The 22,294-nt window shown below is 45.9% G+C and carries 18 protein-coding genes (1 of these 18 only partly in view); 6 read left to right on the forward strand and 12 right to left on the reverse strand.

The features are described from left to right. On the forward strand, positions 1-2,774 hold the 3' end of the coding sequence (locus L0P88_RS15510) for a BspA family leucine-rich repeat surface protein (protein ID WP_247130846.1). 26,011 nt of this gene lie to the left of the window's left edge; the window shows 2,774 of its 28,785 coding nt (coding positions 26,012-28,785); its start codon lies beyond the left edge, outside the window; it ends in the stop codon at positions 2,772-2,774. 30 nt (positions 2,775-2,804) lie between these two features. On the opposite strand, the gene L0P88_RS24155 is transcribed toward L0P88_RS15510, so the two are convergent. Together L0P88_RS24155 and L0P88_RS15515 are read right to left on the reverse strand one after the other, a co-directional pair. Next, on the reverse strand, positions 2,805-3,332 hold the full coding sequence (locus L0P88_RS24155) for a GNAT family N-acetyltransferase (RefSeq protein WP_409557732.1): 528 nt from the start codon (positions 3,330-3,332) through the stop codon (positions 2,805-2,807). Between the two features lie 49 nt (positions 3,333-3,381). After that, positions 3,382-3,891 carry a ClbS/DfsB family four-helix bundle protein gene (locus L0P88_RS15515; RefSeq protein WP_247130847.1) on the reverse strand — a complete coding sequence of 170 codons (510 nt, stop codon included), beginning with the start codon at positions 3,889-3,891 and terminating at the stop codon, positions 3,382-3,384. A 189-nt stretch (positions 3,892-4,080) separates the two neighbouring features. On the opposite strand from L0P88_RS15515, the gene L0P88_RS15520 reads away from it, so the two are divergent. Continuing rightward, positions 4,081-4,938: a GyrI-like domain-containing protein gene (locus L0P88_RS15520; RefSeq protein ID WP_247130848.1), complete on the forward strand. Its 858-nt coding sequence runs from the start codon at positions 4,081-4,083 to the stop codon at positions 4,936-4,938. Between the two features lie 41 nt (positions 4,939-4,979). Here L0P88_RS15520 and L0P88_RS15525 read toward each other — a convergent pair whose 3' ends face one another. The 9 genes from L0P88_RS15525 to L0P88_RS15565 form a co-directional block, all read right to left on the reverse strand. Next, entirely contained in the window at positions 4,980-5,594 is a 615-nt protein-coding gene (locus L0P88_RS15525) for an FMN-dependent NADH-azoreductase (protein ID WP_247130849.1), read from the reverse strand. Beyond that, entirely contained in the window at positions 5,591-6,061 is a 471-nt protein-coding gene (locus L0P88_RS15530; RefSeq protein WP_247130850.1) for a DUF6194 family protein, read from the reverse strand. The genes L0P88_RS15525 and L0P88_RS15530 overlap by 4 nt, the downstream gene beginning before the upstream one ends. A gap of 132 nt (positions 6,062-6,193) precedes the next feature. Beyond that, a complete protein-coding gene (locus tag L0P88_RS15535; RefSeq protein ID WP_247130851.1) occupies positions 6,194-6,865 on the reverse strand; it encodes an SDR family NAD(P)-dependent oxidoreductase in 672 nt (223 codons plus the stop codon). Positions 6,866-6,950: 85 nt separating this feature from the next. Then, positions 6,951-7,841 (reverse strand): helix-turn-helix domain-containing protein, encoded by an 891-nt coding sequence (locus L0P88_RS15540; RefSeq protein WP_158780056.1) that lies wholly within the window; start codon positions 7,839-7,841, stop codon positions 6,951-6,953. Positions 7,842-8,107: 266 nt separating this feature from the next. Continuing rightward, positions 8,108-9,439: an MFS transporter gene (locus tag L0P88_RS15545; RefSeq protein ID WP_247130852.1), complete on the reverse strand. Its 1,332-nt coding sequence runs from the start codon at positions 9,437-9,439 to the stop codon at positions 8,108-8,110. A gap of 256 nt (positions 9,440-9,695) precedes the next feature. After that, positions 9,696-10,517: an alpha/beta fold hydrolase gene (locus L0P88_RS15550; protein WP_247130853.1), complete on the reverse strand. Its 822-nt coding sequence runs from the start codon at positions 10,515-10,517 to the stop codon at positions 9,696-9,698. A 465-nt stretch (positions 10,518-10,982) separates the two neighbouring features. Next, entirely contained in the window at positions 10,983-12,452 is a 1,470-nt protein-coding gene (locus L0P88_RS15555; RefSeq protein ID WP_247130854.1) for a TolC family protein, read from the reverse strand. 92 nt (positions 12,453-12,544) lie between these two features. Continuing rightward, a complete protein-coding gene (locus tag L0P88_RS15560) occupies positions 12,545-15,727 on the reverse strand; it encodes an efflux RND transporter permease subunit (protein ID WP_247130855.1) in 3,183 nt (1,060 codons plus the stop codon). 133 nt (positions 15,728-15,860) lie between these two features. Then, positions 15,861-17,087: an efflux RND transporter periplasmic adaptor subunit gene (locus L0P88_RS15565; RefSeq protein WP_247130856.1), complete on the reverse strand. Its 1,227-nt coding sequence runs from the start codon at positions 17,085-17,087 to the stop codon at positions 15,861-15,863. Positions 17,088-17,595: 508 nt separating this feature from the next. Here L0P88_RS15565 and L0P88_RS24160 point away from each other — a divergent pair. The 4 genes from L0P88_RS24160 to L0P88_RS15580 all read left to right on the forward strand — a co-directional run bounded on the left by L0P88_RS24160 (position 17,596) and on the right by L0P88_RS15580 (position 22,094). Beyond that, positions 17,596-17,880, forward strand: a complete 285-nt coding sequence (locus tag L0P88_RS24160; protein ID WP_409557685.1) for a DUF6580 family putative transport protein — start codon at positions 17,596-17,598, stop codon at positions 17,878-17,880. Positions 17,881-17,894: 14 nt separating this feature from the next. After that, positions 17,895-19,742: a 2-oxoacid:acceptor oxidoreductase subunit alpha gene (locus L0P88_RS15570; RefSeq protein WP_247134878.1), complete on the forward strand. Its 1,848-nt coding sequence runs from the start codon at positions 17,895-17,897 to the stop codon at positions 19,740-19,742. Further along, positions 19,729-20,703 carry a 2-oxoacid:ferredoxin oxidoreductase subunit beta gene (locus L0P88_RS15575; protein ID WP_247130857.1) on the forward strand — a complete coding sequence of 325 codons (975 nt, stop codon included), beginning with the start codon at positions 19,729-19,731 and terminating at the stop codon, positions 20,701-20,703. Before L0P88_RS15570 ends, L0P88_RS15575 begins: the two co-directional genes overlap by 14 nt. Before the next feature lie 335 nt (positions 20,704-21,038). Beyond that, positions 21,039-22,094, forward strand: a complete 1,056-nt coding sequence (locus L0P88_RS15580) for a serine hydrolase domain-containing protein (RefSeq protein ID WP_247130858.1) — start codon at positions 21,039-21,041, stop codon at positions 22,092-22,094. Here L0P88_RS15580 and L0P88_RS15585 read toward each other — a convergent pair. Beyond that, positions 22,083-22,292: a hypothetical protein gene (locus L0P88_RS15585; RefSeq protein ID WP_247130859.1), complete on the reverse strand. Its 210-nt coding sequence runs from the start codon at positions 22,290-22,292 to the stop codon at positions 22,083-22,085. The two genes, L0P88_RS15580 and L0P88_RS15585, sit on opposite strands and share 12 nt — an antisense overlap. Positions 22,293-22,294 lie beyond the last annotated feature (2 nt).

A 22,294-nucleotide genomic window follows, 5' to 3' on the forward strand; every position in this document is an offset into this window, starting at 1 on the left:
ACGGCAGCAACAATATGGACAGTTGTACCGCCACGGTGACTGTACAGGACGTAACCCAACCGACCGCCGTATGCCAACAACAGGCCATCACGCTCCAATTGGGCACCGATGGGACGGCCACTCTGACTACCGACCTTGTGGACAACAATTCCAGTGACGCCTGTGGGATTGCCTCCTTGAATCTGTCCTTGAGCAGCTTTGATACTACGCACCTCGGGGATAACATCGTGACCCTTACGGTAAGGGACAGCAATGGCAACACAAATATCTGCGAGGCGACGGTGATTGTTGAGGATATCACGGTTCCCAAGGCGGAATGCCAGGACGTTACCGTGGAACTGGACTTGTCGGGCATTGCAACCATCGCTATAACGGATATCGATAATGGCTCCTCCGACAACAGCGGCACGGTGTCGCTTTCCCTGGACAGGACCGGTTTTGATTGTTCCGATGTAGGGCAGCACACGGTGACCCTTACCGTAACGGACACCAGCAACAACTCGGACACCTGTACGGCTACGGTGGACGTGGGGAACAACACGTTCCCCACCCCAAATTGCCTGGACATCAGTGTGGAACTGGATGATACGGGCAGCGCAACGATAGTGGCGGCGGACGTGGACAGCGGTTCCAGTGCTGCTTGTGGTAGCGTTACCCTGGACCTTTCCCAGGATAGTTTTGATACTACCCACCTCGGCGATAATACAGTGACCCTAACGGTTAGGGACAACAACGGCAACACGGACAGCTGCACGGCCACGGTGACCGTGGAGGACAAGACGGCCCCCACACCAAGTTGTCGGGACATTGCCGTGGAACTGGATGCAACGGGCAACACAACGATTGCAGCGGCTGACGTGGACAACGGCTCCTCTGACAACAGCGGCACCGCCCCTGCCCTTTCCCTCTCCAAAACAAACTTTGGCTGTTCCGATGTGGGAGACAGCACGGTGACCCTTACGGCAACGGATGGCAGTGGCAACACGGCCACCTGCACCACTACGGTAACGGTCCAGGACGTGACCCCGCCGACAGCCTTGTGCCAACAACAGGTGGTAACGCTCCAACTGGGTGCCAATGGCATGGCCATTTTGGATGCTTCCCTTGTAGATAATAATTCCAGCGATGCCTGTGGAAATGTCACCCTGAGGGTACTCCCGAGCAGTTTTACGACTGCCCATATTGGTACGAACACGGTGACCCTAACGGTGACCGACCCCAGCGGGAACGAAAAAACCTGTACAGCGAAAGTGACCGTGGAAGATAGTACGGCTCCCACAGCCATTTGCCGGGACCTTACCGTGGAATTGGATGAGACGGACACGGCAACGGTTGCTGCGGCGGACGTGGACAATGGCTCGTTTGATGACATTGGTGGCACGGTGACCCTTTTCTTGGACAGAACGAATTTCACCTGTTCCGATGTGGGGGATAACACGGTGACCCTTACAGTGGGCGATGGCCACAACATGGCCAGTTGCACCGCTACGGTAACGGTCCGGGATGTGACCCCGCCGATGGCCGTATGCGAACAACAGGGGGTGACACTCCAATTGGGTGCCAATGGTATGGTGGAGCTTGATGCTTCCCTTGTGGACGATGGTTCCGGTGATACCTGTGGGAACGTTACCCTGGGTGTGTCCCCGAGCAGCTTTACGGCCTCACATCTGGGCACGAACACAGTAACCCTGGCGGTTGCCGACAGCAATGGCAACGTCGCGACCTGTGAGACCGAGGTGATTGTGGAGGACAATACGGCTCCCATGGCCATTTGCCGGGACGTCACTGTGGAACTTATAACGGGCAGTGCAACGATCGTTGCGACGGAGGTGGACAACGGTTCGGTTGATAATAGCGATGAAACGGTGTCACTTTCCCTGGACAGGACCAACTTTGGCTGTTCTGATGTAGGACAACATACGGTGACCCTTACCGTGACCGACACCAGTGGGAACATGGACAGCTGTACCGCCACAGTTACGGTGACCTCCTCCTTACTGGCCGTCGTTACCAATAATGGACCGATCTGTCAGGGCTCTCCCCTGCAATTGAATGAGATAAGCGGACTGGGAACTTCATGGTCATGGAGCAGTACCGGGGATGCCATATTCAGTGATCCTACCTTACAAAACCCGGAAGTGACCAATGTCTCGGACGGGGAAGCATTCACCGTTAGGGTCACCCTGGCCAACGGCTGTACCGGCATGGGAACCACCACGGCCTTTGTTTTGGAAGCCCCTGTCCTGGAAGCGGAGGGTGAACAGGGATTCTGTCCTTTGGACAACCCTACGGTTTCGGATTTGGTGGCCTCCGGTAACGGTACCGTACGCTGGTATCCGGACGTAGACAGCATGGTGGAACTGGAAGGCGATGTTCCCCTTGGGGACGGTACCGTCTATTACGGAGCGTTGGAGGACGAAAATGGATGTGTTTCCAATCGGGTCGAAGTCGTGGTAAGGACTGCCATGCAGGGGTGTGACGAATTACCGGGTCTGAACAAACGCGGGTTCTCACCAAACGGCGATGGAATCAACGATACCTTCTCCATTTCCTGGCTGAAGCTCGATTATCCCAATTACATCATGTCCGTCTATGACCGTAACGGCTCCCTGGTGTACAAGGGGAACATAAGCACACCGGACTGGGATGGCAGTGCAGACCGTGGCATTGTCCTGGGGGACGGCATACTGCCCAACGGGGTGTACTACTATACCATAGATTTTGGGGACGGCATCACTCCGCCGGTTCAGGGAATCGTCTATCTTCACCGCTAAAAATGAACAGGTACGGAACCTCCAAAAAAGTTAAACATGAAAGCAAAGATGCACGAATCGCTCTTGGCACTGGCACCCTGATGTTTTTGCCACTACTTCATAATTAAACGGAACCATTTTTTCCCTTTTGCGTTCCATAATTCGGATTGAACCAGGCCATATGCAATGGGGTTTCAAATTGTGATTCCGTAATAGGCATTTTGTCTTTTGACATCCTTTGTTTATGAAACCAAGACTGGTATAAAACCTTACATTGCGCTCATTATGCTCGTGGGTGTACAATTCGATTGTTTTAATGGAGGGCACGTCATACTTCACTTTACCCAGGAAACTCCCGAAAAGTCTTCTTCCAACTCCTTTGCCTTGGCTGTCCGGGTCAACGAGGGTTGTTACATCCGTTGGCATATGTTGAAAAGCATGGATTTTTGGGGTATATGCATGAATTTCCCCCACAATTTTCCTACTGATTGTTGCAATGAGGATGCGCCCATTTTCAATGGACCAGGTCAATAACTCAGTGATATACCCCTGATCAATCCCATTTTCAGAAATTTGCACTCCTTCCCGGGCAAGTAATAAATTGAGGTTGTTGACCAATACTTAAGCATCATTTCCCCAATTGTTTTATAGCCTTCCTCATCAATTTAAGGCCCCAGTCGTAATGACTGGAGGTGCAACTTACAAAGTATGCTCCCATGGCATTATTGCCCGTCCACCCATACCTGCGGCGTTCGAATAGTTCATCGTTGGCATGCCCATCCACAAGTGCCATAATGTCCCTATGGGATTTTTCAAGAAGTGCTTTGGCCTCATTTAAGGGTGTTTCGTTGTAGCGCTCCCATATTTTACGGTTCAATTGTGGGATTTCCCGCCAATTGTAGGCTTTGGAAGGGATATCGGGCTTTTCCCCGCGCATCCCCACCGTGTACCATTCCAGTACCATCAAATGCCAATGGTGCAGGTGGGCCAGAATGTCCCGGATATTGCGGTTCATGGTGCCATTGGGAAACTCGCAGTGCTGTACTTCAAGAGGGAGACCATTGATGTAGTCCATAAGTTTGTTATAGTTTTTCTCCCCTAGGTCTTGAAGGTCCTTTTTGGTTTGGGGTCTGGCCATGGGATATTCGTATTTTTATGGTTGAACTTGTCGCTAGGTTGCCATAGTGTCCTATTCAAAAATAGCCATTGGCCCTATCATCTTAAACCTGTGAGAATGGGAAAAATGGAATGGGAACCGGATTTAGCAAGATTGGACAAGTGAGGGTTATGGGGCAAAACCCATTTTTGTACATACAATGCTATTGGAATGCATCCTACCACCAAGAAATCCCACCAAAAATCCTTGAACAGGGCCATTGATTATATCAATGATCACCTGAAGGAGTCCATCGACTTGAATACCCTTACTGAGGTATCCAACATTTCAAAGTACCATTTCCATCGGATTTTTAAGGCCCATATTGGGGAGTCGGTAGCGGCCTATGTTACCAGGATACGTTTGGAAAGGGCGGCCCAACACTTGCAAACATCCAAAATGTCCCTGATCGAGATTGCCGCAAGGGTAGGGTATAGGTCCCAGTATTCCTTATCCAAGGCCTTCAAGAAGCATTTTGGGATGGCGCCCTCCAAATTCCGGAAAATGGAGATTTACGCCCTTACGCCCAATGACCATGTGAAGGCTAAAGCGGGTGAATTGCATCCCGTAATACGCACTGTTGGGAGCTTTTATCTTGTCTACATCCGCATCATAGCAAAGTATGGATCCTCGAAGGAGTATGATCGGGCATGGTACAGGCTGTTGGAATATGCCCAGGAAAAAGAAGTGTTGAATGACCGTACGGAGTACCTGGGGCTTAATTTTGATGACCCGGCCATTACCAAGGATGAGCAGTGTCGGTTCTATGCCTGCATTACCGTGGAGGAACCCTTAAAACCAGAAGGCGAGTTTGGTTCATTGTTCGTGGAAGGCGGGAAATATGCCATTTTTACCCATAAAGGCCCTTACTCAGGGCTCCATGGTCTCTACCAAAACATTTGTTTCGATTGGATTCCCAAAAACGCCATTACGTTTGGAAAGGGAGTTTCGTTTGAAAAATATTTGAACAGTCCTGATGAGGTATCCCCAGAGGAGCTGATTACTGAAGTCTTTATTCCAATCCAATAGAAGCCAATTCACCAGGACCCCGTTCTATTCCTGGGGTTGTACTAAAGCTTGTCCATAAAGGCGTCGATTTTAGCATTTACCTCTTGAATCGCCATTTTTCTTGCTTCCGGGCCGTAAAAATCCGTAGGTTCAATGTTCATAAAGGTGATGTCCGTTATTCCAAGAAAACCGAAAATCAAACTTATATAGGGTTCAACAAAGTCCATGGCCTTAGTGGCTTTGTCTTTGTATGAGCCGCCCCTACTGTTGAGAACCACAACTTTAAGATTCGTTACCTGACCGTGAAATCCGGTGTCATCGGCCACAAAAGTTCGGCCCGAGCGAGAGATGTGATCGATATAGGACTTAAAAACGGAAGGTATTCCGAAATTGTACATGGGAAGGCCCAGAACCATCAGGTCCGCTTCAAAAAGACGGTCGACCAATTTGTTGGACAGCGCCAACACTTTTTTGGTTTCAGTGGTATGTTCATCCATGGGAACATACATGGCCTGTGCATAGTCCTGGCTAATATGGGGTGGCGTATCCACCGCCAGGTCCAATCGGTCTATTTCAATGGAGTGCCTTTTTCTGAGCTTATCAACAAATGCCTGTGATAGTTGTCTTGAAACCGAACCCTTATGTCTTAGGCTACAATCAATGTGAAGTACTTTCATTTTTGAATATTTTGGGATGTTCTTTTTCGCTTTTCGAATTTTTTTAGGACGTTCGCATAAGCAATGTCCAGTAGTTTTTCCAAGGTTTTCAATTGGTTTTTGGAAGGATTGTTCATGGCCACCCATCCCATCCAGGCGTATACAGGATGGGGCATCAAGGTTTGTAGGGAAGTGAAATCAAGGTCAATGTCCACAACACCCCCTTTGGGCGCTCGTTTTGGAGTAGGGCCAAACAGTTTTTGATATCTGCTTTTTCCAATACCTATACTTATCCGGTAGGTTCCGTTCCTTTCCAAGTGGGACGCCTTATCATTGGGGCCGTCATTTTCCTTGATCGTGGTGAAATAAATCCCCTTGGGCAATAGGCCAGTGGGATTGTAGAAGAAACTTCGTTCTCCATAGGTATCGGTCACAACAATATCGCTATAGTTGTTCAATATCCATTTTTCAAGTTCAGGGACGGTCATGGGCTTCGCATTACGATTGGTGCGAAGTTATCGGTGTTGGGTGACAACCCTATGTCAGCCGTGTTGTCATTTTTTCCAACTTTTTTAGTTAGGTGTTTTTTATCGTATTCTACACCTTAACTATTTTGAATATCAATACTGCAACGTATTGTTGGCGATTAGTTGTAAAAGCTCTTCTTCCACTCCTTTACAAATGACAACACTATTATGCGTACAGTTTTTTAATCGTATGGGGTTAAAATTGTGTATGCTGATGGAAGTTGGTTTCAGTTCTTTTGACAGCAACAGGGTCAGCATCTCCAGAGCGGCCTTTGCCGTGGAGTACCCCGTCATTTGATAGTCGGCATAACAAAAGCCCTTGTCTTTCATCTTTTCAATTTCCCCCAGCGAACTGGATACATTGACAATGATTGCATTTTCGCTCTTTGACAAAAGGCCATGTAGACCTTGGATGGTGCGTATCACCGAAAAGAAGTTTTCTTCGAAGAGTTCTTTTACCTCTTCTATCTTTAGCTCATTGATTTTTTGACCAAATCCATTGGCTATTTCAGCATTGTTTATAAGTACATCGAGCTTTCCATGAGCGCTTTCGATGTACTGGCTGAGCCTGTCCACACTTTGCTGATCGGTGAAGTCCATTTTGAGGAGTTTGATGCCATGGAGGTCCGTTTTTTCCAGTTCTTGATGACTTTTTCCCTTGGCCCCCAATATGACCTCATACCCTTGATTTTGCAAAATGGTTGCAAAGGTCTTTCCCATTCCATTTCCCGCCTCGGTAACCAAAGCAATTTGACGCTTTTCCATAGTCCTATTTTTAAACACTACAAATTTCCGAATAGAATTAAAGAAAAAATAACCACTTTCCACTACAAAATGGCACAAATGTTAACTATAGGGACTGCCTGAACTTATTGGGCGTGGTGCCGCTGTACTTCTTGAAGAAACGTGTGAAGTGTGTCGGTTCCTGAAAGTTGAGTCGATAGGCGATTTCCGCTACGTCCAAGGTTGTAAAGGAAAGCATGGTCTTGCTTTCCAGAAAAACGCGTTGTTGTATGATATCCTTGGCGGTCTTACCGGTGATTTGTTTTATGGTGGTGGTTAGGTAATTGGGGGTCACATTCAGCTGTTGCGCATAATCTCCGACATTTTTTGAATCGACGTAGAGTTTGTCCACCAATTGCTGGAATTTTTGGGTAAGCACCTGTCCTCTGGATAAATGACTTTCGGTGGTCTTGTACCGCTCGTAAATGGATTTGCAGTTATAGAGTACCGATGTCAACATGCCCTGTAACATCCTTTCCTGGTACGGATGGGGGTTTTGAAATACGGAATGCATCCGTTGCATGTCCACCTCCAGCGATTGCTGTTCTTCGGGGGTCATTAGGAATACACTGTTTTCAGAGAGCTTTAAAAAAGGGAATTCCCCCGTTAGATCGGGAATGGATTTTGAAATAAACTCCTTTCGGAACTGAATATGATATCCAGTGGATTCAGCATCCCGAAACCAGGAGAACACCTGACCGGGAACCACGAACCACAACGGCAATTTTTCCAGTTTCACGGCATTGGTATTCAGATTTATTTGACTATTGCCCGTATTGCTGAGAATTCCAATTTGGTAAAATCCCTGACGGTAGGGAGGCATACACTTTCTTGTGGTTGGTTCCAAGGATTCCAGCGTAAAAATATCGAACCCGGGAATATGGCTGCGATGATCGTATCCCGTTGCCTGGTGAAGATCATTACTGGTTTCGAATACCGGAATTTCCTTTTTGGCCATACTTAAAAATAGCAATTTCAAGTTAAGTTGAAGCTACTTTTTCCTTCTAAATAATATCACTTACCAGCGCAAAGCCTGTGACCATAATGACAACCGATACTGTTAAATAAAGCAATGTAATTAAAACGAACTTTTTCATGATTTCTAAAATTTATACCACAAAGTTCAGTCTAAAGCCCCCTTTTTTGTTAACCTAAAACGTATCGAAAATGACCAAAATCTAATCTAATTTGGCGAGTGGTGCATTGGTCTTCAAAGCACCCCAATTAACTGGGGAGTAACACCTTGACCTTTTTGTTCCTGAACTGCTTTGAAGCTATCAATAGGGCAATGAGAAGAAAGATAAAACCACCGGTCATAAAGACCAGGGTCGTTATTTTTTCAAATAGGATACCTCCCATCACCAGTCCAAACATGCTGGCAATACTTCCCACGGAAGTACCATACCCCTGAATGGCACCCTGTGTACTATTATTGCCAGTGCGGGACAATAGTGCCATGAAGCTGGGCCACATAAGACCATTGCCCAGGGAAAGAAAGGTTATGGCAACGTATAAAAGCACTAATTGCCGTTGGGACAATAAAAAGAAACTTGTGGCCAATAACAAGGATCCCATAAGCACCAATGCGTGACTTGAGAATATTTTGGAAAGTCGATTCAATACCGGTCCCTGGACAAAGAACATAATTAGACTAGAATAGGCCAGGAACAGCCCTAAATCCACGGCGGACCAATTAAGAGTACCACTGGCATAAATGGGCAGTCCGGCATAGAAAAGGCTAAAAGCAAAAAAGGTCAGGAAATAGACCAGATACAAGATGGGCACTCCACTAATTTTCAAGACCTGTTTTAAGCCATTTCTGTTTTCCGGGAGCAGGGCATCGCTACCTTCCGTAAAGCAATCTTTATGCTCCACTTGAAAAAACCGTCGTACGTTTTTTAGTGAGATGTTTCCTGTATCAACGATACAGGGAACACTTTCCTCCAATCTAAAACCGATAACGATTATTGCTATTAGGGATATGCCTGCAGCAATCAATAGGGGCAACACCTCCCCGATTATGGTACTGGCAAGAAGACCTGCAAACGCAGGACCGATCACGAAGCCCAAACTGGTTGATGCCCCCATTTTTCCAAAATTTTGGTTACGGTCCCCATCGGTTGAAATGTCGGACATATATGCATTGGCCACTGATATGTTCCCTCCGGTAAACCCATCAAGGACGCGCGCCAAAAAAATGGTCAAGAGTGGGAGGGTCATGAGGTAAGAACCCGTAAGTTCCGTGTTTTGTCCCCATACTTCCGTGTTGGGCAGAATAAAGGCCAGAAGGAACAATAGCCATGCCAAAAAAGTACCTGACTGTGATAGCATCAATACCTTTTTTCTTCCAATTTTATCGGACAGCCTTCCCAAAATAGGGGCACCTATAAATTGAAAGAACGGATAAGTCGCCCCAAGAATTCCATAAATAAAACCATTACCCCCAAAATCGGTGACGATAAAAATCAATATGGGCATCACCACACTGTACCCCAGTATACCGATGAAATTTACCAACAGGATTGGGAAAATTCTGGATTTAAAAAAAGCGAACAACTTGGATTTGTTTAGTCAGGACCTGAAGATACTCAATTAATGGGTTGAAGCCGAAGTAAGCCGGAATTAAAAAGATTTTTCCGCTTCGCTATTCAACGGTTCGTCCCTCCTTCGAAAACATAACTTCAACACCGTTTTGGGGTTAATGTAAAATTGCCCTAAAAACTTAGGGCATCTACATCTTTACTGGAAGGGGTGCTTGAACGTACGTTACACTCCCGTTGCGCGGTACCCGGATGCGGATGTCAATGGATTCTTATACTCCATTTATAAATTGAATGGCTCGGTCAAGGGCTTCTGGGGTACGTAAGATCCTGAAATGTCCGGTCCCCGTTAGCTCCATAAAACGTGCATTTTTCCACTGTTCCTTTACTTTTTTTGAACGTTCAATAGGGATCACAGCATCATTTTTATCGTGAAGGATCAGTGCTTTTTCCACTTGGATCTGACTCACAAAATCAGAAACATTCAACTCGGCCACGCTGGATTGAAGTTCCATTTCCAATCTGGCGACAAGCCTGTTTTTTACATTTTCCGTGATGCCTACCTGCTGGGCCACATCATTGATTCGTTCCAAAAACCGGTTGGGGACTGTAAACAGTACATAGGTCTCAATACGGATATCGGGGTTTTTAAAAAGTGCATAGGTTGTGGCGACACCGCCAAAGGAATGGCTGACCAGTTTAGCAACCTCGAACTTTTTGATCAATACCCCCACGAGTTCCGCGAACTCAAAAAGACTGGTCTTTCCTTTGCTGCTAAATCCGTGGGATGGGGCATCAAAAGCATAAATGGTATAATCGTATTGCCGTAGGGCCTGGATTAAATCGGTAAAATTTCCGGCCTGACCTTCCCAACCGTGGATCGGCAAAATACGGTTGTCCCCTCCGAGCCAGGTGTATAATTGAATGTCAAAGTCCTGAAATCTAAATGTTTCCTGTTCAGCTTGATCCAGAACTACGAGCTCATGTGGCCTTAATTTACGGATTTGTGGACTGGTCAATTGATGGTACGCAAAAGCGACCACCCTATTAGGGAAAAGGATGGAGGCTATACGAACAAACCATTTTTTTAGCACTCGTTTCTAAATCTTACGATTCGTTCGGTAAAAACCCCAATCCAAAAAGGAATCAAAACAGAAACCAGGTTCGGGACCGGGATTACCGTGGACGTAAAAGTACGGAATGGGATGGGGAATGTCCCCAATTCATTCCCAAAATCAGTGCAAGATTCCCGTAATTATTGGGTAAATGGCCAGTCAGATGATAACTCTGGAGCTAAGCTTTTTCATAAATCCTGGATGTCAATTGGTAGGATCGGAGATTTTCCATTACATGTTCCTTGGATGGGGTTCCTGGAAGGGTAATTATAGTATCTAAATGATGCGATAAGCGGTCAAGAGCTATTTTATGGTAACGGTTGCCAAAGTAGGTATGCCATCAATTTTCACAATGGGAAGGGATTACATTTAATGCAAAAAAACAGCGACCCCCGATGTTGGGAAATCGCCGTTTTGTCCAACACTAAAACGGTTGTTGTGTGGTTATTTGGATGCTGACAATTTTATGGTTTCAAACTGTTCCTCCAACTCTTTATCGGAAATGATTTCCCATCCTCCACCCAGGGCTTTGTAAATGGCAATCAAGGATGTGGCCGAAGCAATTTCGCTAATGGCCAGTTGGTTTTCGGCCAGCAATAGGGTATTGTCGGTGTTGAGGTAATCTATAAAACTGTCCAGACCCGCATTAAATCGTTTTTGTGCAATTTCCGCTGCTTCTGCACTGGCGATAGCGGATTTTTGCAAGGTCTCCCGGCGTTCCAACTCATTGGTGTAATTGGTCATTGCCGTGCTGATTTCCTCCAAAGCCTCCAAAACGGTTTTTTCGTAGCGTTGCAAAGCGGCCAGCGTTAAGGCATCGTTCCGGTTTATTTGCTGTTTTACCCTACCTAGATTAAAGGCAGCCCAGCTTATGTTGGGAATAATACTCCAGGTAAAGGATTCGTTGTTCCCGAAGTTGGAAAAATCCACTGCGGAAAAGCCAATGGATCCCCCAAACCTGATATTTGGATAGAGTTCGGTTACGGAAAGATTGTATTGTGCTATTTGTTGTTGCAATTGGGCTTCTGCCAATCTTACGTCAGGACGTCTTCGCAATAAGTCGGTAATGTTTCCAAGGGTCACCGAAACTGGTAAATTGGGAAGTGGTTTTTTGTCCACCAGGCTTTCATCCAGATTTCCGGGGACCTCCCCAATCAAAACGCTCAAGCTGTTCTTTAGCGCAGTTATTCTTGCCTTTAACGGAGGAATGGTCGCACGGGTGTTTTCCAATTGGGCCAAGGCACGGGAAACATCCAAGCTGTTGCTGGTGCCGGCCTCCTTTAATCTTACCGTTAAATCATAAGTGGCTTGTTGTCCTTTCAGGTTGCGTTGGGCAATATCCAATTGGTATTGTGCCCCTCGGAATTCCATGTAATTTCTGGCTACCTCTGCAAAGATGCTCACATACACCCCCTGTATGTCGGCAAGGGCGGTTTGCTGGTTGGCGTAAGCAGCTTTAATCCGATTGGAAACCCTACCAAAAACATCGGTTTCCCAAAAGGCATCAAAGCTTCCGTTGTAGGTAGTGAATGTAGGATTGGCCCCGGGAACAAAAATGTTTTCTCCCAAACGGGTTCGGGTAACATCGCCATTGGCCGTGACAGTGGGCAATCGGTCCAGTTTTGTTCCTTTTAGTGCTGCCCTTGAGGCATGGAAGTTGGCAATGCCTGCATTGATTTCCAGATTATGCCTTCTGGCCTTTTGGATTAAGGTGTCCAAAATGGAATCGTCAAATTCCGACCACCATTCGGTTACCGTTTCACTTTGTGCCTCGTTAAAGGCAACGTGATCAATTACATTTTTTACGTAATCCTGTTCGATTTCAATGTTTGAGTTGACTTCAAAGTCCCTTTTGGTAATTCCACAGGAAACCAGTATCAAGGACAGTAATATTAGTAGTGTTGGATTTTTCATGTTTTCTATTTTTAATTTATTGTCAAAGTTCGGTCCGGATGGATGCTTCCGGTTAACCAAAAACACCCGTCCCATGACCAAAATCTAATATGTTATTGTGCCGATTGGATTTGATATTGGGTCGTATCGATCGTACCCGTCTTTTTGGTTTTGGTTGTCCATTTTCTACCCAGGTAATAGAACACTGGGGTAAGGAAAATTCCGAATAGGGTAACACCGAGCATTCCGCTGAACACGGCGATACCCAATGCGTTTCGCAGTTCAGCACCGGCCCCGGTGGCGATGGCCAAGGGTACCACCCCTAAAATAAAGGCCATTGCAGTCATTAAAATTGGACGTAAGCGTAACTTGGAAGCTTCAATAACCGCTGTTCTTAGGTCCGTTCCCTGATCTTCCAACTGTTTGGCGAACTCCACAATCAATATGGCATTCTTACTGGCAAGGCCTACCAGGACCACCAGCCCGATCTGTACCATAATATTATTGTCCAATCCTGCAAGATTGATCCCTACCATAGCGGATAAGAGCACCATGGGCACGATAAAGATAACGGCCAATGGAAGTACCAAACTTTCAAATTGTGCGGCCAACAGCAAGAACACAAAGACCACGGCAAGTAGGAAGGCGATTCCAGCCGTATTTCCGGTCTGTTTTTGTTGATAGGCCATTTCGGTCCACTCAAAGGAAATTCCCTGGGGTAAAATTTCATTGGCCAGTTCCTCCATTCTATCCAAAGCCTGTCCTGTACTGAAGCCAGGAGCGATATCCCCAACCAATGATGCCGATGGATACAGGTTGAATCTTGGAATCCTGTTGGGCCCGGCAATATCCTTTTGAGTGCTTATGGTACCCAATGGCACCATATCCCCGTACTGGTTTCTTACCTTAATTCTGGAAATGTCATCCGGGGTCAATCTGTTGGGAGCATCTGCCTGTGCCGTTACCTGATAGGTCCTGCCCAGGTAATTGAATTCGTTGACAAATGCGGAACCCAGATACACTTCCAGGGATTGGAATACATCGGCTACATTAATGCCCAATTGTTCGGCTTTTACGCGGTCAATGTCCAAATACAATTGTGGGGTCTGATTGTTGAAGAACGTAAACACGCTATTTAAGATAGGATCTTGATTGGCAGCGGCGGCCAATTGATATGTAGCGTTCAACAGCGCTTCCGTACCTAGGTTGGCCCGATCCTGGACCATCATTCGGAATCCCCCCGCATTACCAATACCACGGACGGAAGGGGGAGGAATGACCACAACAAAAGCGTCATCCACTGCTGCCATTTTTGCGCGAAGTGTTCCCAATAAGTCCTCGTAACCAATTCCTTTTTCCGTTCTTACGTCAAAATCCTCAAGGGTGACGAAAATCGCTGCGGCATTGGAAGCGTTGGTAAAGGAGGCCCCATCAAAACCGGTAAAGGATACTGCGGTTTCTACCCCATCAACTTCCAATAACACATCAAGGGCATCATTGACCACTTTGTCGGTTCTGGATAGGGAGGCACCAGGTGGCAACTGAATGGCGGTGATAAAATATTGCTGGTCCATGGCGGGCACAAATCCCGTGGGTACCCTATTAAACTGAAATCCCGTAAGGGCAATCAGTCCTCCATATACGATCATGACCATGGTGCTGGTCCTGACCAATTTTCCAACACTATTACCGTACCGCAAGGAAAGTCCATCCATAAAACGGTTAAAACCGTCACCAATAAATTTGAAAGGGCGCAATATCCATGGTGATTTTTTCTTGCTGTCGTGTGCTTTATTGCGCATCAACAATGCCGCCATAGCGGGGCTTAAGGTGAGTGACACGAAAACCGAAATGGCGGTGGCCACCGCAATTGTCAACCCAAATTGTTTGTAGAACTGTCCTGAGATGCCCTCGAGGAATGTCGTTGGGATAAAAACGGCAATCAATACCAATCCAATGGCCACTAAGGCACCACCAACTTCATCCATGGTTTTTCGTGCCGCCTCTTTGGGTGATAGTCCCTTGGCCAGATACCGTTCCATATTCTCAACCACAACAATGGCATCATCCACTACAATCCCAATGGCCAGTACCAATCCAAACAACGTAAGGTTGTTCAAGGAGAATCCCAATCCCTGCATCACTGCAAAAGTTCCAATTAAGGAAACGGGGATGGCCAAAATAGGAATGATGGCGGCCCGCCAGGACTGTAGGAAAAGCAGAATGACCAATATGACAAGTATGATGGCTTCAAAAATGGTATGGTAGACCTCATCCACCGATTTTTGTACAAATTCGGTAGGATTATAGGCAATTTTATATTCCAGGTCTTCAGGGAAATTCTTTGAAAGCTCCGCCACTTTTTCCTGAATGGCAGCAGCGGTTTCAAGGGCATTTCCACCGGGTTGCTGATAAATGGGCATCGCGATGGCAGGGTCCTTTCCCAAATATCCCTTGGTAGCGTAATTCTGCGCGCCCAATTCTACTCGACCTACATCCTTTAATTGAACAATACGACCATTTTCACCAGCTTTGATGATGATGTTTTCAAACTGTTCCTGGGTCACCAATTTTCCCTGGGTCTGGACGTTGATTTCAAAAGCCGATTGGTTACCTGATGGCAAGGTGTTCAAAGTACCGCTGGCAATCTGTACGTTCTGAGCCCTAAGGGCAGAAACCACCTCACCTGCGGTCATATCCAAATTGGCGATTCTATCGGGATCCAGCCAAATGCGCATGGCATATTCTGCTGCGCCAAAGATTTGGATATCACCCACCCCTTTGATTCGGGCGATCTGATCGATCATCTGCAGGGTGGCATAGTTGCCAATATAGGTCTGGTCATAGGTTTTATTGGGGGAGTACATATTGACCACCAATAGAATATCCGGAGACACCTTGTTGGTGGTGATTCCCAACCTACGAACGGATTCCGGTAGTCGGGGTTCCGCGATGGCCACCCGATTTTGGACCTGAACCTGGGCACGATCCAGGTCGGTTCCCAATTCGAACGCTACCTGGATGGAGACCACTCCATCCGCGGAAGACTGGGAGGTCATATAGATCATTCCCTCCACTCCGTTGATTTCCTGCTCCAAAGGGGTGGCAACGGTTTCTGAGAGGGTCTGTGCATTTGCCCCGGGATAGGTAGCCACTACCTGAACGGTTGGAGGTGCTACATCCGGGAACTGTGAAACTGGCAAGGAGACGTATGCCAATCCGCCCACAATCACGATCAGGATGCTGAGCACCGCTGCGAAAATGGGTCTTTTGATGAAAATGTGACTAAATTTCATGATTTCTATTTTTTTAGTGTTGGATTGCCATTAGCTTCGCTAAGGACAAGCGTATCCCTGTCGCCCTCTTTTTTCCATTCCCTTTGAATGGAGAGGGCGCTAACGGAATACAATAAGATTCTTGGGTTTCTGGTTATTCTGTGGATGCGATGGCAAAGGCTTCCTTTGTCGCTATTGGGGATTTTTCGATGGGACGGACCGCAACCCCCGGTCTAATCTTTTGGATGTTATTGGTAATGAGTTTGTCTTCAACGGTCAACCCATTTCTAATGATTCGCAATCCATTGGTATGCAATGGGCCCAATTCTATATTTTTGGTGGTGACCGTATTGTCCGCGCCCAAAACATAAACGAAACGTACGGATTGGTTGGTCCCAATGATTTCATCGGGAATCATTATGGCTTCATGTTCCGCACTGCCCAACAATCTTGCCTTTCCGAACATTCCGGGCTCAATTAGGCCATCTTCGTTGTCCAATGTGGCACGTCCCTCTATGGTTCCGGTACTTCTATCAATTTCATTGTCTACAAAATCCATAACGGCTTCGTGGGTATAGTCGGCTTCATCCTGGAGTTTCAATAGCACTGGATTTGCAGTGGAACGTGAGGAACCCCTTTCCCCATTTTGGGCCAGGCGGGAATACTTCAAATAGTCCGATTCACTTCCCCTAAAGTAAAAGTGGATGGGGCTAGTAGCCACAATTGTGGTAAGGAGCGTTGAATTTGATGAACCACCATCTATCAAGTTGCCCTCATTGACCATATCCCGACTTACCCGACCGGAAATTGGTGCCTTTACCCTGGTAAATTCAAGGTTCAATTTGGCATTGTCCACAGCAGCCTGGGCCAATTGCAGTGTGGCTTTTGCCCCTGCCAATGCTTGTTGCCTATGGTCATACTCCTCCAAGGAAACCGCTCCCGATTCACGTAGGGACCGTACACGGTTAAAGTTATCCTGGGCCGTTGTTAAATTAGCCAGTGCCTGACCGTAACCGGCCCTGGCCTGGTTCAACGCAATTTTGAAGGGGCGTTGGTCTATGGTAAAGAGAACATCACCTTTTGTAACGTCCTGGCCATCCTTAAAACTTACGTTTTCAATATAACCGCTCACCCTTGCCCGGACTTCCACCCGGTTGCTGGCTTCGAAACGACCGGTGTACTCGTCCCATTCCGTGATTTTTTCAAATATGGGATGGGAAACCTCTACCTGGAGTCCTTGTGGCTCGTTTTGTGCCAATTCCTTTTTTTCTGTTTTGTCAAAGGCCGAAAAGACCACTAATGCCATTACGGCAAGCATCATGGTAAAAATCACAAAGACCCTTACACTTAAATTGCCGGTTTTTAAATTGATTGTTTTCATTGTACTGTATTTTATTTTTTGTGTTGTTTAAATTTTACAGTACAAATGTATTTGGGGAAGGCACCCTGGTGTTAACCAAAATCATAGTGGAAATGACCAAAATGTAAGATTGGGGGTTTCCCATACCCCAATTTGAAGTTTAGCTCCAAAAAAACCTTATTGGATTTTAAATGAAAGTAAAAAACTAAAGAATCAATGATTTCTTGTATTATAGGTTGGGAGCACTATCTACAAAGTGGAGCGAGAGACGACCGAATATCGTAAAACATCCAATGGACATTTTTAAAAGGGATGTGGGCTGCAGCCTTGGATTTCGAAGTATAAACACCAGATCCTAATCTTTAAATGCCCTTGATAATTGGAACTTCCAAGCATTCATGCTTTTGTGCTCACCGAACAGAATCTCCGGGCTACGGGACTTATGGGTTTTAGAAAGCCCAACTATTTAAACAAAAACTGGGAGGTGATACCATATCCGTTCCCATAAAACCGGTAAAACCAGATAGTAGTGGTAGGCAGGTGGCTCTCCAGGAACCTGAAGATAAAGAGCCTCCTTTTCTTAACACTGTTGATTACCTTTATCTACTGGTTGGTCACTGATATTGGGGTATGGCCGACCGGGAGTTTATGTCCGATGACCTTAAAAGGATTGTGGGCCTGTTTGCGTGCGGCTATTCCCTTTGAAAGGAATTTCCTCATAGGGACATTGGTATATGACGCTGTACCTTTTGGATTATTCGAATGGTTTCTGTTTACAAATCCTTCGTTGGCAAGGAGACAAATTGTAAATTAGTATGCTTGAAAAAGATGAAGACCACCCTGGAACATATCATCATTTTATTTTCGGGAGATTCCGGTGATGGGATGCAACTGACAGGCACACAGTTTTCAGATACTTCGGCCCGTATGGGCAATGATATTGCCACGTTTCCGGATTATCCCTCGGAAATTAGGGCTCCCTCAGGTTCCGTGTTTGGTGTTTCCGGGTTTCAGGTGCATATAGGGGCCAAGGAGATTTATACGCCCGGGGATCAACCCGATGTATTGGTGGCCATGAATCCAGCTGCACTAAAAGTCAAATTGCCCTTATTGAAAAAAGGGGCGACCATCATCATTAACGATGATGCTTTTGACCGTTCGGGATTTAAAAAAGCAGGTTATGAAGTAACATCCTTGGAGGCCATTGGGGAATTAAGAAACTATAAGCTGATCCATGCACCCATAACATCACAAACTGAAAGGGCTTTGGAGACCATTGATTTGGACAACAAGTCCAAAAGGCGCTGCAAAAACTTTTATGCGTTGGGGCTTTGTTATTTTATATTCTCAAGAGATCCAAACCTTACCAAAGCGTGGATACGCGAAAAATTCGAGGGCAAGGATGCTTTGGTCAGTGCAAACATCGCAGCGCTTGAGGCAGGATACCATTTTGGGGAGACCATAGAAGCCTCCATCGCCATTTACCAAATTCCGGAGGCACCCCTTGAAAAGGGAACCTATCGCCAGATCAATGGCAATACTGGAATTGCCTGGGGGTTGATGCAAGCTGCAGAGGCTTCGGGTTTGGACTTGTTCATTGGATCGTATCCCATTACTCCGGCAACGGATATTTTACAAGAGCTTTCAAAACATGGCGGATTTGGGGTTCGGACCTTTCAGGCCGAGGATGAGATTGCGGCTATTTGTGCAGCAATTGGTGCTTCTTTCTCAGGGGCATTGGCCGCTACCACAACCTCAGGACCCGGACTGGCATTGAAATCGGAAGCATTGAACCTGGCCGTAATGCTGGAACTGCCGCTGGTAGTGATCAATGTACAACGGGGAGGCCCTTCCACGGGATTGCCCACAAAAACGGAACAGGCGGACTTATTGCAGGTATTTTATGGAAGGAATGGGGAATCTCCCCTTATTGTTCTCGCTGCTTCAAGACCCGGTGATACCTTTGCCATGGCCTATGAAGCCGCTCGATTGAGCCTACAACATATGACCCCGGTAGTATTGCTAAGTGATGGATTCATCGCCAATGGATCGGAACCCTGGCGTATTCCAAACCTTACGCAAGAATACCGTCATATTCCGATCAATTTGGCCCAAACATCCGGGGAAGGCTTTAAAGCATATAGCAGAAACCTGCAATTGGTACGTCCGTGGGCCATTCCGGGAACGGAAGGGATGCAGCACCGCATTGGGGGACTTGAAAAGGACTTTGAAACCGGAGATGTGAGCTACGACCCGGAAAATCACGAAAAAATGGTGGAAGTCAGGGCTAAAAAAGTGTCCCTGGTGGCATCCAATATACCGGAGCAACGGGTGGAAGGCAAAGCGCATGGGCAACTGTTGGTCATTTCCTGGGGAGGTACGTATGGTGCAGTACGAACTGCAGTGAAACGGCTTCAGGCGCAAGGTCATGGAATCAGTTTGGCACACCTTACCTACCTCAATCCATTTCCAAAAAATTTGGGACCATTGATCACCAATTTCAAGCAAGTTCTTATACCGGAATTGAATAAAGGCCAATTATTACGCATTATAAACGCCCAATTTCATTGTAAGGCCAAAGGATATCACAAAGTTCAGGGCCAACCTTTTACCATTTCGGAACTTATTTCTGCCTTTGGGAAGGAATTAAAGCTTATGGAACATGCAAAGCAATAGTGAAAAACTGAGCGCAAAGGATTTTGCCACGGACCAAGCCATTCGTTGGTGTCCCGGCTGTGGTGACTATGCCATATTGAACAGCGTAAAAAAAGTGTTGGCCACTTTGGGAAGAAGAAAGGAAGACGTGGTTTTTATTTCCGGCATAGGTTGTTCCTCGCGTTTCCCATACTATGTGGATACCTATGGCATGCATTCCATTCATGGCAGGGCCGTGGCCATTGCAACGGGTACAAAAGTGCACAATCCTTCGTTAAGTGTTTGGGCGATAACCGGTGATGGGGATGGACTGGCCATTGGGGGAAATCACTTCATCCATGCGATACGACGAAACATCAACATCAATATATTAATATTCAATAATGAAATCTATGGGTTGACCAAGGGGCAATATTCCCCAACGTCACAACTGGGGCAACGTACAAAAACCAGTCCTTTGGGGACCATTGAAAAACCCTTTGACCCTGCAATGCTGGCCCTGGGGGCAGGGGCCACCTTTTTTGCCCGGACCACAGCCTCCGATCCCAAACATTTACAGGAGATCTTGCTTAGGGCCGAGGCCCACTGTGGAACTTCCGTAGTGGAAATCTATCAAAACTGTGTCATCTTCAATGATGAAGCTTTTGAACAGTTTTTAGGAAAGGAAAACAGGGATGACCATACTGTATTGCTGCAGCACGGTAAGCCATTGGTTTTTGGTAGAGGGTTGGACAAAGCGGTCCAATGGGGAAATCATGAACTATTGGTAAGCACGGAGTTAGATAGTGCTGCAATCCATGATGAACAAAATCTAAGCCTTTCTTTTTTATTGGCGCGACTGGAGACCGTAAAACCTCTTGGGGTTTATCGATGTGTACAGGAACCTGAGTACGCTTCCAACATGGATGACACTGTTAAAAAGGAGTCCAGAAAACAGGTTTCCGAACTTCTTCATTCCGGGTCGACCTGGGAAATCGAATAAATTGTTTTACCAAACTTATAGAGGCACAAAAGGCCCATATGATTGCTATTGCCGATCTGATTGTTTCCAGCGAATCGGTTGTGGAGCCTGGGTAGCGTGGGAATTATCGAAATATACGAAGCATTAGGTATCCTAACAGGGATGGTTTATTGTTTACTAAATTCCAATTAAAATTAGTCCGTTAAAAGCCTAAGGGGTAATTTAGGCACATTATGGATTATAGGAAACTGAAAAAAATCCTAGCAATTGTTACGATTTGCTTCATCATTTTGGTTGGAATTGCATTTGTGATAAATCCACAATTGTTTAAGATTATTTGGTACCAAAAGCCTAAAGTGGATACCTACCAAAGCTTTCCTTTACGAGTGGTTGATACAGGAAATGACGCTTTTTATTTCAGAAGTGATACAACTAAAGGAAGAACATTGGATTCGCTTCGCGTAAAAAATTGGGAAGGAGCGAACGTACCGTTTATGGAATACTTTGCCAAAGGAGATTTATTGGCCTTTTTGGTTATTCGAAATGATACCATTATATACGAAAAATATGGCGACAACTATAACAGGGCAAAGATCTCCAACACCTTTTCAATAGGAAAATCAATGATTTCCATCTTGGTCGGAAAGGCAATAGATCAGGGGTATATTAAAAGTGTTGATCAAAAGATCATCGAGTTTTTACCTGAATTGAACGGAGTGGCCGGTCTTGAAAAATTAACGATATACGATTTACTGAATATGAAATCCGGTCTTAAATTCAACAGGGTTGGGAATGGTTTGATTTCCGATATGTTCTCCGATGAAGCCAGGTTTTATTATTCCGATGATTTAAAGAGAGATCTCTTGAACGTAAAAATAAAAATCGAGCCCGGGAGCCATTGGAAATACAGTAACCTCGATCCTTTGATACTTACCTGGCTTCTTGAAAAAGCTACAGGTCAAAAAGTTTCCAAGTATTTTGAAAAAGAAATTTGGATACCTATTGGCGCAGAATATGCTGCCAGTTGGGGAATTGACCGGAAAGGTGGTTTGGAAAACTCACCGAGTAGTTTTCAATGCACGGCAATCGATCTTGCTAAAATTGGTCGATTGTTTTTGCAAAATGGAATACGTGATTCCCTTGAGATCTTATCCTCCAAATGGATACGTCAAAGTACCCATATTGAAGAAAGGAACAGGGGAAACACCTCAAAAGGTCTGCAGAGAGCTACACATCAATATTACTGGTGGTTACCACAGGACGATTTTGAAGGCGACTTTTCAGCAGAAGGATTAAGAGGGCAAAGACTCTATGTAAACCCTAAAGAGAATATAATAATCGTTCAATTCGCCCATCAGGGATATGGGGGTTATCCTTACAGGGACATTTCAAGTCATTTCTCACTTAAATGAGGATCGGGTCGAAATATTTGGCTTATGTCCTGCCCAATTCAGCCTCTGAATCCTTAAATCCAATAGTTCTGCTATCTCAATATCTTGCTCAAATGCCATAAATATGAGCTGTTGTTGCCCTGCTTGAATTAACTTGGAATTTATCCCCGGGAAAGGTATATCAGCTTCTGGGTCTTCATCAATGATAATTGGGGACATAT

This window comes from Muricauda sp. SCSIO 64092 (genome assembly GCF_023016285.1).
GTDB lineage: Bacteria > Bacteroidota > Bacteroidia > Flavobacteriales > Flavobacteriaceae > Croceivirga.